Source organism: Hyphomicrobiales bacterium (assembly GCA_002869065.1).
Taxonomy (GTDB): domain Bacteria; phylum Pseudomonadota; class Alphaproteobacteria; order Rhizobiales; family Rhodobiaceae; genus Rhodobium.
Window position 1 is genome coordinate 76,228 of record PKTR01000003.1, and the last position, 13,401, is coordinate 89,628.

General features: G+C 60.8%; 10 protein-coding genes. 5 read left to right on the plus strand and 5 right to left on the minus strand.

What is annotated here, in order from left to right; genetic code table 11:
- Positions 1-4: 4 nt before the first annotated feature.
- The gene (locus C0606_11090; GenBank protein ID PLX37056.1) at positions 5-718 is read right to left on the minus strand and encodes a hypothetical protein; all 714 of its coding nucleotides are present in this window, start codon (positions 716-718) and stop codon (positions 5-7) included.
- A gap of 507 nt (positions 719-1,225) precedes the next feature.
- On the opposite strand from C0606_11090, the gene C0606_11095 reads away from it, so the two are divergent.
- The 3 genes from C0606_11095 to C0606_11105 all read left to right on the plus strand — a co-directional run bounded on the left by C0606_11095 (position 1,226) and on the right by C0606_11105 (position 6,219).
- A complete protein-coding gene (locus C0606_11095; protein ID PLX37057.1) occupies positions 1,226-2,515 on the plus strand; it encodes a hypothetical protein in 1,290 nt (429 codons plus the stop codon).
- Positions 2,516-3,335: 820 nt separating this feature from the next.
- Positions 3,336-3,536: an AlpA family transcriptional regulator gene (locus C0606_11100; protein ID PLX37058.1), complete on the plus strand. Its 201-nt coding sequence runs from the start codon at positions 3,336-3,338 to the stop codon at positions 3,534-3,536.
- A gap of 439 nt (positions 3,537-3,975) precedes the next feature.
- The gene (locus C0606_11105; protein PLX37059.1) at positions 3,976-6,219 is read left to right on the plus strand and encodes a hypothetical protein; all 2,244 of its coding nucleotides are present in this window, start codon (positions 3,976-3,978) and stop codon (positions 6,217-6,219) included.
- Between the two features lie 143 nt (positions 6,220-6,362).
- On the opposite strand, the gene C0606_11110 is transcribed toward C0606_11105, so the two are convergent.
- The 4 genes from C0606_11110 to C0606_11125 form a co-directional block, all read right to left on the minus strand.
- Positions 6,363-6,743 (minus strand): hypothetical protein, encoded by a 381-nt coding sequence (locus C0606_11110; protein PLX37060.1) that lies wholly within the window; start codon positions 6,741-6,743, stop codon positions 6,363-6,365.
- 437 nt (positions 6,744-7,180) lie between these two features.
- A complete protein-coding gene (locus tag C0606_11115) occupies positions 7,181-7,576 on the minus strand; it encodes a hypothetical protein (protein ID PLX37061.1) in 396 nt (131 codons plus the stop codon).
- Positions 7,577-7,590: 14 nt separating this feature from the next.
- A complete protein-coding gene (locus C0606_11120; protein PLX37062.1) occupies positions 7,591-8,124 on the minus strand; it encodes a hypothetical protein in 534 nt (177 codons plus the stop codon).
- Between the two features lie 210 nt (positions 8,125-8,334).
- On the minus strand, positions 8,335-8,829 hold the full coding sequence (locus tag C0606_11125; GenBank protein PLX37063.1) for a hypothetical protein: 495 nt from the start codon (positions 8,827-8,829) through the stop codon (positions 8,335-8,337).
- A 333-nt stretch (positions 8,830-9,162) separates the two neighbouring features.
- Here C0606_11125 and cas9 point away from each other — a divergent pair, with 333 nt between their 5' ends.
- Both cas9 and C0606_11135 read left to right on the plus strand, forming a co-directional pair.
- Complete coding sequence (cas9, locus tag C0606_11130; GenBank protein ID PLX37064.1) at positions 9,163-12,471, plus strand: type II CRISPR RNA-guided endonuclease Cas9; 3,309 nt, start codon at positions 9,163-9,165, stop codon at positions 12,469-12,471.
- Complete coding sequence (locus tag C0606_11135) at positions 12,471-13,376, plus strand: type II CRISPR-associated endonuclease Cas1 (protein PLX37065.1); 906 nt, start codon at positions 12,471-12,473, stop codon at positions 13,374-13,376. The genes cas9 and C0606_11135 overlap by 1 nt, the downstream gene beginning before the upstream one ends.
- Positions 13,377-13,401 lie beyond the last annotated feature (25 nt).

Sequence of the window (13,401 nt, forward strand, 5' to 3'; positions counted from 1 at the left end):
CCCCTTAGTCGCCATCCTCCGAGACGAATTTCACGTCATGTTTGCGCAGGGTGGCGACGATCTTGCGCAACGGTTTTTCAAAAGCATCCTGCGGCAGCGACACGTCGGAACCGTCCGTGAGCGCGAGCACGATCCCCGTCGCGTCACGTGCCAGCAGCACCGCGCCAGCCGCCGTGTAGCGACCCGTTGCAATCAACAGCGGCGTCAGCCAACGGATCCAGCGCGGCAGCCCTCGCCGATAGGGACGAACTTGCCTGATGGCGCGAAATGGCACGGCACGGGCGTTGGAAAGCGTATTCACCTGCAAGCCGTCGGGTTTCAGGACCACCCAGAAGGCGGCGCTGTGTGCGCTGAACCAGAAGATCGCGAGCGCAATCAACCCGAGCGGCCACACAAGGATCGCGGAGGGGTGAACGAGCGGCCCGAAATCCTCCCACAAATAGGAGTCACCGGCTCGCGCCCAGAATGGCAGTGCAAAGAAGACGCCCGATAGCAGAAAACCGAGAATATCGGACCCGTAAACCGCCGGCATCTGGTCCTGAAAAACGGCGCCGTCCGGCCTCTTCGCTCGCGGCAGGAAGACATAAAAGGCAATCGCCGCAACGATCAGGGCAAGCGCGCCGGGAAATCCGAAATCCGGTATCCCGGCCAGCGCAACGACGACGATAACCAGCGCAACGATCCGGCGGAGAAACTCGCGTGACAGGAGCCTTTTCATGGCCCGTCTCCCGAGGGAGCGCCCCAGACATAAAATGATACATCCGCGCAAGCGAATGTGAATTGAAGAAGATCAATGCCCCGCCGTTTCAAAAGGGGATTTCCGACCACGCCGCCGCGCCGGAAGTTCGGCGACACGCGAGACCGTCCAGTCATCAAAAGTCAGGTGAAGAGTGTGGAGAAATGGCGCGCTTGAGTGGACCAACCTCGAACACGAAGGGTTCGCAAGCGCGAGTGCGAGCCGGGCGGTCAGGCCACCCCTCGGAGCAGGCGAGCGCAAACGAGTTAAGCGTGAGAGGATAAATGGTGCCGGCAGCAGGATTCGAACCCGCGACCCCCTGATTACAAATGTGGTTGTTTTGATACAGAGAACCGCAAAAGGCGGCCGCCAAATTTCTGATTTCATTGATTTCATTCATTTAAATGGATATCATGGCATCAATCAAGATTGCGCAGAGTAACGCATATCTTGTGCCCATATTGTGCCCAAGCGACCTAAGGCGCATCGATGCCAAGCCCCATTCGCAAATCCCGACTGACTGACGCTTTCGTCAAATCGACCAAATGCGCGGCGAGCGACGGCCAAACGGTCGACTATTTCGACGCGATTGAAGGCGGCCTGGCGATCCGCGTTTCGCCGACCGGGCGCAAGACATGGACGTTGCGGTTTCGTCCGCAGGGTTCGAAAAGCCAGCGCCGCTTGACACTCGGGCGCTTCGATCCCGCCTCGGGACCGGGTCATATGGGCGTTCACGAGGCAAGGCTTGCGGCGAAGGCGGCGAAAGTCAGCGTCGGCAAGGGTGACGATCCCGCCGCGGCCAAAGCCATCGCGAAACGTGAGCTATCGGAAGCCCCGACTCTCCGGGAAGTCGGCGAAGCCTATTTCGCAAAGACGACCACCGGCGAACACAGATTGCGGGGTAAGCCGAAGCGCCCGCGCACGATCGCGGACGAACGTGCGTACTTCGACAGGCTTGTCGCTCCGGCACTCGGCTCGCGAAAAATCGCTGCTGTTGGCCGGCACGACATCGATACGTTCCTTTCAGACCAATCAAGCCGAGGGGCAGCGCGGCAGTGTCGCGTTGTTCTGAACGCGATCTTCAATTTCGCCGTCTGGAAAGAACTCGCTCCGGCAAACCCCGTCACCTTTGTCGCGGCGCCGACCTTCGAGGCGCGGGAACGGATTTTGACCGACGGCGAACTGCGCATTCTTTGGAGCGCGTTGGAACAGCCGGACGGATTCAAGCTCAGCCGTGCCGTTGCCCTTGCTATTGAGTTGGCCGCGGTCACCGGACAAAGGCGGGGCGAAGTCGCGGGAATGCGGGTTGCTGAGATTGACGTGGACGCCACTATCTGGACGATCCCTGGCAGCCGCACGAAGAACAAACGCACGCACGCCGTACCGCTGAGCCCGAAGGCTCTCGCGATCATTCTCGAAGCGAAAACGCTGGCCGGCAGCAGCGAGTACCTATTCCCCTCCCCCCGGCGCGCTGGCGACGACGACAAGCCGATTACAGCCGGGTCGCTTAGCCATGCCTGGCGCCGGCTTTGCAGCGCTGTCGACTTGAACGGCATTCGGCCACATGATTTGAGACGGACCATGGCAACCCGCATGACCGAGCGCTTGGGGATCCCGCGATTCATCGTTTCACGGGTTCTGAACCACACCAGCGACAGCGGCGGTGCAGCGGCGGTCACGGCGATCTATGATCGAGCCGAATACAGCGCTGAGAAAAGGGACGCCCTCGAAAAATGGGCTGGCCTGCTGCGGAGCATTGTGAGGATCGACGGTGCCTAGAAACCCGGTGATTTGGTGCAAAACCGCAGCCCTGATCTGGATTGCGTTTCGTGATCAAGACGCGGCCGAAAGGGAAAACGAGAGGTACGCCGCTCACGTATGCACTTCGGGACATGAAGCAAAATTCCAAACTGGACGGTGGCCAGCGTGGGTCGAACAAGAATTTGAGGTCGCCGGATTGGACATCGTCGACAGCGGCTATCGAAGAAAAGACATCTACGAAAAATGGCCGAAGAGCGGTGGCCGCAAAGGCGACAGGCAATCTCGGGCCGGCAAACCTTTACAGCACAACGAGGACTATGCGGTTGCTCACGAAATCGCCATGTACATTCTCGGACTCCGGCCGCCGCACGATGACGGCACCGCGAAAACAAGAAGGCGACAGCTTGCGCCCGAATACGCCACCCCATGTGAAGGGGTACTCTCGCTTGCTGAGCTAGCGCATCGTTTTGGATACAGCAGTGAATTCAGTGGGGCATTCCGCCGGATCTGGTGGGGACGGCCCAACATCAAAACGGGTCATACGACATCGACTGATGACCCTTGGGCAACGGACGCCATATCGCTACCTCTCGCTATCGCAGAGAATTACATCCTCGTTCGCGAACAGTTTGTCCCGTTATTTGATACTGGTGACCTCGTACCGGAACCCGAAGTTGACGTCGCACTTCTAAGAGACCGCCTGGCAGCGTGGACGAAGGGAGTCCGTCGCGGACGAAAACCCGGCGAAAAGAATCGTCACGGCTGAAAAACGCCCGACTCCGGTATTTCTAAAAGACATCAGCGCCGCCATTGAGACCCCTCCGAAAACTGAAGATATCTGGAGGCATCCGTGGAAAACAACCTTTTGAGCACGCGCGACGTTCTCAGCCTTCTCGGTGGCGTAACCCAAGTGACGCTTTGGCGCCTGCGCAGGCGGCACGGGTTTCCGGCCCCTTTCCGGTTGACACCAAACAAAAACGCTTACCGTCGCGACGACGTTGAAGCATGGATTGAAAGTCGCCAACAGATCCGCACCTAGCGACCGTCTGCCCATTAAATCCAGTGTTTTGCCACCCCGGCGTTTCATCGTGCCGGCGGGGCCGTGTTTACGAGGTAGCTGGTGAAAAAATACAATTCGAAAACGATCCTCGATCCACGCGAGTCGATACCGCATCCGCAGGGGTTCCGGGTCGAAAAGGTCGACAGACGCGGGCGAATGCTGCTGGTTCCCGGTGAAGGCGCCGGTCTGCTCACGATCATTGACGACCGCGACAGCTACACAAGCCTGTCGCGGGAAGACCGCTTTCATCCCGCCCACCTCGAACGCGCACTGTTCGCAGCACAAATCGCGATCGTCGAAAGCTGGTCATCGACGGTTCGCGCGCACCCGGCATTGCAGGCGCCGAAATACTACCAAGTGGCCGGTTTGATCGAAGTGTGGCGTGAACCCAAAAAGCGCGCTGTCTTGGTCCGCGCCCATGCAGAACGGGTTCTCTTCTGGCTTCAGAAAATATCGCGGCACGCGCCGTCGGCAGCGACCTTTCTCACGACAAGCGGGGGCGTTTTCCAAATGGCGCGGGTGCCGTGGTATGGCTAAGGCATTCAACAAACCTTCCGATTTTCTGAAAGCCTTCGACGCTGAAGGGCGGCATAACCTTGTCGCCATTCCGCTCGACGGCGCGCCCGTGGGTCAAACCTTCCAGCCGGGCGACTGGACCGGCATCGACAAATTTGCCGAGCGCTGGAACGGCCAGGCAAACCTCTATTTCAGCGTCAACGAACCGGCAGCAGACGCACCCCACGGAAAGCTTCGCGCCGCGCAGATCGGCACCGTGCGCGCCGTGGTGGCCGATATCGATTCGAAAGAAGGCGAAAAAATCGACGACGCGATCGCCCGCGGCAACCAGGTCGTCGACATGCAACTGCAGCAGCCGACCTTCACGACCGACAGCGGCGGCGGCGTGCAGGCATTCTGGCTGCTCAAGGAAAAAATCCCGTCGACGGATCCGGCCACCGCCAAGGTCTACGAACTGAACGGCGCCATGGCAGACGCACTCGACAGCGACCCTGCCGTCAAAGACCTCGCGCGGATCATGCGGCTGCCGGGCACGCTCAACCTGCCGACCGAGAAAAAGCGCGCAAAGAACCCCGACCGGACGGAGCGCTCGGCCAAGGTGCAGATCTCGACCGGTCCACGCTATGAGCTGGCGGCGCTGGCGGAAGCCTACCCGACCACATCGAAGATCAAGGTGTCCGGCAAGACCAACACCGCCATGATCGAGCTGGACCGGCCGGCCTCGATCGAGAAGGCGACCGACTGGCTACAGAACTTTGCGCCCGAGGCGATCGAAGGCGCCGGAGGCGAGCCGAAGACATTCGAGGTCGCCGCCAGGATGCGTGATTTCGGGATCAGCGAAACTTTCGCGCTGGACCTACTGCTCGATCACTGGAACGAACAGAAGGCCAGCCCGCCGTGGCAGCCGGCAGACCTGCAGGAAAAGGTCGCCAACGCATACAGCTACGGTCAGAACCCACTCGGCGCGCGCTTGGCCAAAGCAGAGTTCGGAGAGATCGATCTCGGGGAAGACGAAGCGAGGAAGGCTGCAAGCAAGCGGCGCCTCGACATATTCGCCGCAAGCGAGTTCGCTGGAACCGCGCCCCCGTCGCGGGAGTGGCTGGTTGAAGACCTGATTCCTCACAAGAACGTGACACTGCTCTACGGCGACGGCGGAACGGGAAAAAGCCTGCTGGCGTTGCAATTAGCCGTTGCCGTTGCAAGCGGCACCGACTGGCTACAAAAAACACCCCGAACCGGGGCGTGCCTTTTCATTTCGGCCGAAGACGACAAGGACGAAATCCATAGAAGGTTGGCAGCCATTGCAGCGGGCGCCAACATCGATCTCAGCACACTATCGACGCTGCATGTCGTCACCCTGGTTGGAGATAGTGCGGTGCTGGCGGCTTCGAACAAAACTCGTTCTTACATACAGCCAACAACCCTGTTCGCGGCAGTAGAAGCCGCAATCGTAGAACACAAACCGGTTCTCGTAGTTCTTGACACTCTCGCCGACACGTTCGGAGGCGACGAAAACGTGCGAGGTCATGTTCGCCAATTCGTGGGTTTCCTACGGGGGTGGGCGACCAAACACGGGTGCACCGTGCTTATGCTCGCACACCCAAGCCAAACGGGGCTTTCGAGCAAGGCCGGCACCTCCGGCTCCACCGCCTGGTCAAATAGCGCGCGGTCACGCCTCTACCTCGAACGTGTGCTTGACGGGGCTCAACTGGAACGTGATCCCGATATCCGAATCCTGCGAACAAAAAAACTCAACTACGGACCTGTTGGCGGGACAATCCGCTGCCGCTGGCAAGCAGGGCTGTTCACGACCAAAACGGCACAGCAAACGGAAAGCGACAAGTCAGCGCTCATCGCGCAAATCGACGAAACGTTCCTTGAATTGGTGGAACGTTATCACCGCGAAGGCCGCCCGGTCAGCGCATCACCCTCAAGCATATACGCTCCCCGCCTCTTCGCGAAAGATGGATCACACGCGGGCTTCACAGCAAGCGAATACACCGACTCGATGAACCGGCTTTTGGCGGCGGGCCAACTCGTAAATGTAACGGAAGGCCCCCCATCAAAGCGAAGACACCGGCTACGCTCCGCGGCAGCGTGTTCCAACCCGCCTTCCCCAACTGCTTCCAACCCTATGCCAACCTAGGTTCCAACCGGGTCCCGACGGGGTGTGTTCCAACCCCCCATACCCCCCGCCGCTCGGGCGGGCGGTTGGAGCCGCCCCCCCCCGTTCGGCAAAGCAATGGCCCCGGCCACGACCTGACAATTTCTTGATCCCGTGGCGCCCTGTTATGCAGCCAGATCGAGCCCGCCGCCGTCACCATCCGTGGCGACGCATTCCGGATAGAGCGTGAGCGCGGCGGCAACCGCCGTGAGTGCGGTGGCCGGGCCACGCGCTATCCAACTTTCCGCCGCGATACCGGCAGCGCGTGAAGCCAGTTCACGTGCGCGCTCTGCATCCGCTTCCCTTGCTACGATCGAACGCCGCAGCCTGGCCAACGCGCTACGCAACGGCCAAAGGGTTGTCCCGGAACGCCGGTTCATGTGCCAACGCACGTATTTGATGCGGTCAAGCAAGGCCGCCCGATCGCCCGGCATTTCGACAAGATAGCGGTCCAGAAAGTCCGAGTGTTTGTTTCGCGGAATTGAGCGCAAATCGGAAAGCAGCATTTCAAAATTCCTCCGGTTGTGACGAAGGAAGCCTGCCGGCGAAAACCGCATTTGGCAAGCAAAAAATTTCATTAACCAATTGTTTTTATTGTGATTTTTGTGACTTCACTTGATCGACAAAATTCAACAAAGCATCCAAAAAGGTCAGCAACACTGACTTAGGGGGAAGAACCCCTTGAGCACGGAACCAATTGGCCGAGCAGCCGCGGTGCTGCGCCCCGCGGTGCTGCCGGCGCTTATACGGTCCCTAAAACGTGCACAGGAGCGCCAGGGAAGCCCGCTGACGGGCGTTTGGGGTTTCCCACGCAGAGTTAGCGGCACACTTGGAAAGACCGCTCAGCGGCAGATATACCCGCACTGACAGCGCCGCGGGATTGCAGCAGACGTCTTGATAGATGCCAGCACCTTCGATCGCACTCGCCCAAAGCGAAAGACGCTCAATCGGAGCGCCAATTGTAATCGGCAGCAACGATCACCGCTGACCCGTCGTTGGCGCGGTCTACGTCCCCGAGAACCTCGACTTCGCACTGTTCAAGGGGCGAAAAGTCAGCGCATTCCTCTAAGGCGCGCTTCCGGTCGGCGATGTTCAGTTTGTCGGCGTTCACTTCGATAGTGCCGACATTTCCCGTTTTCGTTTCAATGCTGCAGAGCATTAGGTCCAACGATGCGCCAAGAATCTTACAGCCTTCGACGAGCACACGCTTGTTCTCGAAAGCTGCCGGGGCCAACGCGACGTCCAAAGCCGACACCCGATCTTGACAGACCGCAGAACCACCAGCACTGACAAGAAGCGCAGAAGATACGAACAAGAGCCTATGGGTTGAACCGATCATTGAACGTTTCGGCGTCATCGTATGCTGTTGCCGCTGCCACAATCCGCCATCCATTGCGAAATCGCTTTCGTTGATCCGCGTACCCCGAACTTCGACTCGTGCATTATGTCGATGGCTTCGATGGCAACAGAGATGCGCCGCTTGGCGTCACGAATCTGCGGAGCCAGATCGTCGGGCGCATCGGCCAACACCGCCAGGCCAGTGTCAATCAGGACGAATTGCCCTTTTATTCTCATGACCTCGCCGTTGTCGACACGCACCAAAATGCTTGGCGAGAACAACGTATTGAACTGCGTGACCTGTTCACGGTCGAGGCTCTGGTCTGTCGTCGTGTAAAGCACCTCGGGACCGCTTCCGATACACCGAAGCCCAAACCCATAGCCCATGCCGTTCGCGGTCACGGCGATGTATTTCCCCCCGGTCCCGAACGCACTGTCGTCCTGAGAATAGAACCACTGCTGAGCCGCACTTGGCTCCGCGCCCCAAACGGTCGCGCACGCAAGCACAACGAACCCGAAAAACCACCGATGCATGGCAACCTCCCACACAAATACAGCCGGAGGTTTTCACTTTTTCATTCAGGAGTCGAGTAGGTCTGCACACTCGCGCAAAACAAAAAGAACCCCACCGACTCGCGCCGGCAGGGTTCCCTTGATCGAAGCGGACAGCGTACGGAGGGTTGGCAAAAGCACCACCAACAGCTTCGGATCGGCGGAGGCATGACCCCCCACCACTATTCGGCCCGAGGTAAAGCCGAACTAGCTGTGCAATTCTCGCCTGTACGCCTGCCGCCATGCCGTGAGCGCGGCGGACGCATCCGGCGGCAGCTCCAAAGAGTCGATCCCACGGTGTTGCCGCCCAGGCTCCACACTGCCGAAGACCGGCGAACGCCAGGTTCGAATATGTTGCTCCCAGGTCTGCAACGCTTTCGCCGCTGCGATCGCGTCACCCGCCAGGTTAGCTGCCTGCTCAAGGTCTGCATCCGCCGCGGCCAAAATCGCGTCACGCCAAGGACTGAGCGCCTTGTCTAGCCGCTCCCTGGCATAGCCAATCTCGACGCGGGCACGCTCGATCTCTTTGCCACACGCCGCCCGTCGGGCTGCCGGGACTCCGGGACGCCCGTTCATCGCGAAGCGCCTCGACATCGGCAAGCGAAACCTCAGTCGCACGAACCCGCTCAAGGTCTCTGCTATCGGATCAGCAACGCCCTCAACGGCAGTCCCGTTATGGACGTTGGGGCGCAAATAGCCCACTCCCGAAAACTCGCAATCTCGTTCTTAAGCCCCCGTCAATAAACCGGCTGGAAGGCCTTCAAGTGTGGCGAACGGACTCCGCAAGCCCATAAGCTGTGCTTTCAAAACCGACGATCTGAACGGGATGCTCTGAAAAAGCAAACGGCGGGCCGCAACCCGCCGCGCTTCTCGCAATGAGAATTTTGTGCACTCAAAGTGCTTGTTAACGGGCGGCCCACGATCTCCAAGCGGCTAAGCTAATGGTCACCCAACTTCACAGTAACACATCGACTTTCCATTACAAGTTGAATGTCGTAACTTTCCAAGGTTTTCAGGATTTTTGGAAGAACAACCATGGCTGCCCCCTACCGCTTAGGTCTCGATGTCGGCTCCAACAGTATCGGCTGGTGCGCCGTCACCGTTGACGGCAATGGCGTACCGTCGGGTGTGCTCGACGCCGGCGTACGCATTCTTACTCCGAACGAAGAGGCCGGCCGGGACCCGCAATCCAAGCAGTCCTTGGCTGCCAATCGCCGCGTTGCACGCTCATCCCGCCGCCGCCGTGATAGGTTCCTGCGTCGCCAGAAGCGCCTGATGGAAACCCTCATCGCTGCCGGCTTGATGCCTTCCGGCGAGGCCGATCGCAAGGCGAACGAGCGGCTCGACCCTTATTGGCTGCGAGCCGCCGCCTTGCGTGCGCCCCTTCCCCTTCACGAAATCGGACGCGCCATTTTCCATCTCAACCAGCGCCGCGGCTTCCTGTCGAACCGTATCGCCGACGGTGACGACGACGAGGGCAGCGCCATGAAAGCCGGCATGAAGGCGCTCGCCGAACAGCTCGAAGCCTCGGGCGCGCCAACACTTGGCGCCTTCATGGCCGAGCGCAACAGCCGCGACCGCGAGGGCTATCTCGTCGACCGTCTCGGCAAACGCATCGGCAAGGCACACGGCAATCCCAAACCCCATCCAACGGATACCGGCGTTCGTTTCCGCTCGCGGAGCGAGGGAAACAAGGTGCTCTACGACCTCTATCCGACCCGTGCGATGGTCGAGCATGAGTTGGACGCCATCTGGCAGGCGCAAGCCCCGCACCACGACGCCCTGACCAATGCCCTCCTGAAGCGGCTGAAACGCATCATCATCGAGCAGCGGCCGCTGCAAAAACCCCTGGTCGGCAGTTGCACCTTTCGCCCACACGAAGAGCGCGCGCCACGCGCCCTGCCGTTCTTTCAGCGTTTCCGCATCCTGATGGAAGTCGCCAACTTGGAGATCGAACGGCCGGGACGCCGTTCCCGCAAGCTTTCCATTCAGCAGCGCAACGCGCTCGTCAGCAGCCTGTCCGAGAAGGCCTCCCAGGTCACATTCGCGGCCATGAGGAAAGCGTTGAAACTACCGGCCGACGCGGCATTCAACCTGGAGCACGGCAAGCGCAAGGGCCTCGATCCGGACCAGACCGCAGCCGTCCTTGCCAAGACCTCAAAGACCGGCAAGGGAACCAGCTTCGGCAAGGGCTGGCGCGGCCTTTCCCGCCACCGACAAACCGAAATCGTCGAAAACCTCCTGACCGAGCCCGATGAGCGCGCGCTGACGCGCTGGCTTCGCCAGGAGTGCGGCCTTACCGAGGATGCTGCCGAAGCGGCGGCCAACGCCCGCCTGCCCCAGGGCCACGCCCATATCGGCCGCTCCATGCTCGCCGATCTGGTCGACGTGATGGAGAACATCAGCGCCGAGGCGGTCGATCCGAAGACCGGCGAGATCTACCCGCGACCGCTCACCTACGACGAGGCGGTGGAGCATCTCGGCCTGCACCATTCGAACATGGAAGCCGGACGCCACGCCCGCCTGCCTTACTATGGCACCGCGATGGCCCGTCACGTGATCGCCAACCCGCGCGCTCCGGAAAACAGTCAGGAGCGGATCGGTCGCGTACCGAACCCCACCGTTCACATCGCTCTCAACCAGATACGAGCAGTGGTCAATGCCCTCATCGAGGCATATGGGCCGCCTACCGCGATCGTGCTGGAACTGGCGCGCGAGCTCAAACAGAACAAGAAACAGAAGGACGAGACGACCCGTCAAAACCGCGAGAACGAGAAGGCAAACGAGGAAATCCGCGCCGAACTGGCTCAAATGGGTCTCGCCTATAGCCACGGCAACCGGCTCATCATGCGGCTGTATCGCGAACTGTCTCCGACGGAGCGGATCTGCGTCTATACCGGGCGGCCGATCAGCAGGACGATGATCGAGGCGAGCGAGGTCGATGTCGACCACATTCTGCCACGATCGAGAACACTCGACGACGGCTTTGCCAACAAGGTGCTGTGCACCCGCCAGGCCAACCGGGAAAAGGGCAATCGCGCGCCCGCCGAGGTCACCGAATGGCAGGGTGAGCGACTGCGGGAGATCCACGAGCGCGCTAAACGGTTGTTTCCCCGCAAGGCGTGGCGCTTCGCCCCCGATGCAATGGAGAAGTTCGAGGCAAAAGACGACTTCCTTGCCCGACAGCTTACCGACAGTCAGCATATTGCGCGTCTGGCCAAGGATTATCTCGGCCACCTCTTCGGCGAAGATCGCAACAAGCGAGTCTGGGCGACGCCCGGCCGGCTGACCGCCATGTTACGCGGCTTTTGGGGGTTGAACGCGCTGCTTTCCGATCACAACCGGATCGGCAACGACAGCGACGGAGGTTCGGTCAAGAACCGCGACGACCATCGCCATCATGCGCTCGATGCGTTCGTCATCGCCTGCACCGACCGGGCCATCCTGCAACGGGTGGCCACCGCCTCAGGACGTGCCGAGGAGCTCGATCTCAACCGCTGGGCGGAAAAGGGCCGCTTTCCGGAGCCGTTCGAGGGCTACAAGGACGCGCTACGCGCGGCGCTCGACGCCATGGTGATCAGTCACAAACCCGACCACGGTCTTGGCCGCGGCGCGCAGGGCAACGTGCATGTCACCTCCGGCAAATTGCACGCTGAAACCGCCTATGGGCTGGTCGACGCGGACATCGACGGCAAACACTTCAATCTGGTGACACGCAAACCGATCGACCAGTTGAGCGATCGGGAAATCGGACAGGTGCGCGATGCCCGGCTGCGCGAGGCGCTGGAGCAGATCGTTTACGAAGCGGGACGCGACGGCATAAAGCCAGAGGCCGCCCTCGCCGAATACGGCCGCAGGAACGGCATCCGCCGGGTCCGGATCCTGAAAACCAACGAAACCGCGCGTAAAGTCACCCATGGCGACGGGTTCGAGAAAGCCTACATCCCCGGCGACAATCACCGCATCGAGATATTCTCGCTCGTCGATGGTGAGTGGTCCGGCGAAGGTGTTTCCGTGTTCGACGCGAACAAACCCGGCTACGAGCCCGATTGGCGCCGCCGCCATCCTGAAGCCAGGCTCGTCATGCGGGTCCACAACGGCGACCTCGTGGAAGCCGATTTCGGCGAAGGCCGCCGCATCTGGCGCGTCGTTCGCCTCGAACCCTCTGCAAAGCGCATCCGCCTGGTCCGCGACACCGACGCTGGCAATTTCGAAAAGCGGCACAAGGCCGGGGACGATCCCTTCCGCTGGAATTTTGCCACCTTCAAGCGTTTGCAGGCCGCCGACGCGCGCCGCGTCCGCGTCGATCCGATTGGCAGGGTGAGCTACGCCGAGGACACGTAATGGCAAGCCGGATCGTCGAGATCGCCGAGGATGGACGCCACCTCTCCCGCGACAGGGGGTTTCTCACCGTCAGCGCCGATGGGGCCGAGCTTGGCCGGGTGCCCCTCGACGATATTGCCGCCGTGATCGCCAACGCCCACGGCATCACCTACTCCAACAATCTATTGGTGGCGCTTGCCGAACGCGGCGCACCGCTTGTCGTTTGTGGCGCCAATTTTCGCCCGGCGGCGACCCTGTGGAGTGCGGTGGCACATCACGAGCAGGCCGGCCGCATGGCCGATCAGGCTGCCGCCGCCGTTCCCCTGAGAAAACGGCTGTGGAGCCAACTCGTTGTTGCCAAGATCGACAGCCAGCGGGAAACCTTGGCCGCCGTGGGCGCCGAACACGAAGGGTTCCGACTGCTCGCCCGTAAGGTTCGTGCCGGCGACCCCGACAATGTCGAGGCGCAGGCCGCCCGCCGCTACTGGCCCCTCCTGTTTGGCGCCGACTTCCGCCGCGACAGGCAGGCGGAGGGCATCAACGCGATGCTCAACTATACCTACACGGTTTTGCGGGCGGGAACTGCCCGCGCCATCATGGGCGCCGGCCTGCACCCAAGTCTCGGCCTGTCGCACCGCCAACGCGGCAATGCCTTCGCCCTAGCCGACGATCTGATGGAACCGTTCCGGCCGCTTGTCGACCTGCTCGTCTACGATCTGATCCACGAAGGCCGTTGCAGTGTCGACCGGGAAACCAAACCGCAGATGGCACGCATTCTTGCAACCGATATGAGCACGGCAGAAGGCGCAAGCCCCGTTTCCAGTTGCCTCGGGCGCGTCGCGCTGTCGCTGGCGCGCTGCTTTTCCGGAGAAGCGAAGAAACTCGATCTGCCGAACCGCGCATTGCCGTTGGAGGGAACGTCGTGACTTCGCGCTATCCAGTTATGAGCGG

Bases quoted from the DNA above. Each gene is read 5' to 3' on its own strand.
- C0606_11090 (PLX37056.1), bottom strand. From the start codon at position 718: ATGAAAAGGCTCCTGTCACGCGAGTTTCTCCGCCGGATCGTTGCGCTG.
- C0606_11095 (PLX37057.1), top strand. From the start codon at position 1,226: ATGCCAAGCCCCATTCGCAAATCCCGACTGACTGACGCTTTCGTCAAA.
- C0606_11105 (PLX37059.1), top strand. From the start codon at position 3,976: ATGCAGAACGGGTTCTCTTCTGGCTTCAGAAAATATCGCGGCACGCGC.
- C0606_11110 (PLX37060.1), bottom strand. From the start codon at position 6,743: ATGCTGCTTTCCGATTTGCGCTCAATTCCGCGAAACAAACACTCGGAC.
- C0606_11115 (PLX37061.1), bottom strand. From the start codon at position 7,576: ATGATCGGTTCAACCCATAGGCTCTTGTTCGTATCTTCTGCGCTTCTT.
- cas9 (PLX37064.1), top strand. From the start codon at position 9,163: ATGGCTGCCCCCTACCGCTTAGGTCTCGATGTCGGCTCCAACAGTATC.
- C0606_11135 (PLX37065.1), top strand. From the start codon at position 12,471: ATGGCAAGCCGGATCGTCGAGATCGCCGAGGATGGACGCCACCTCTCC.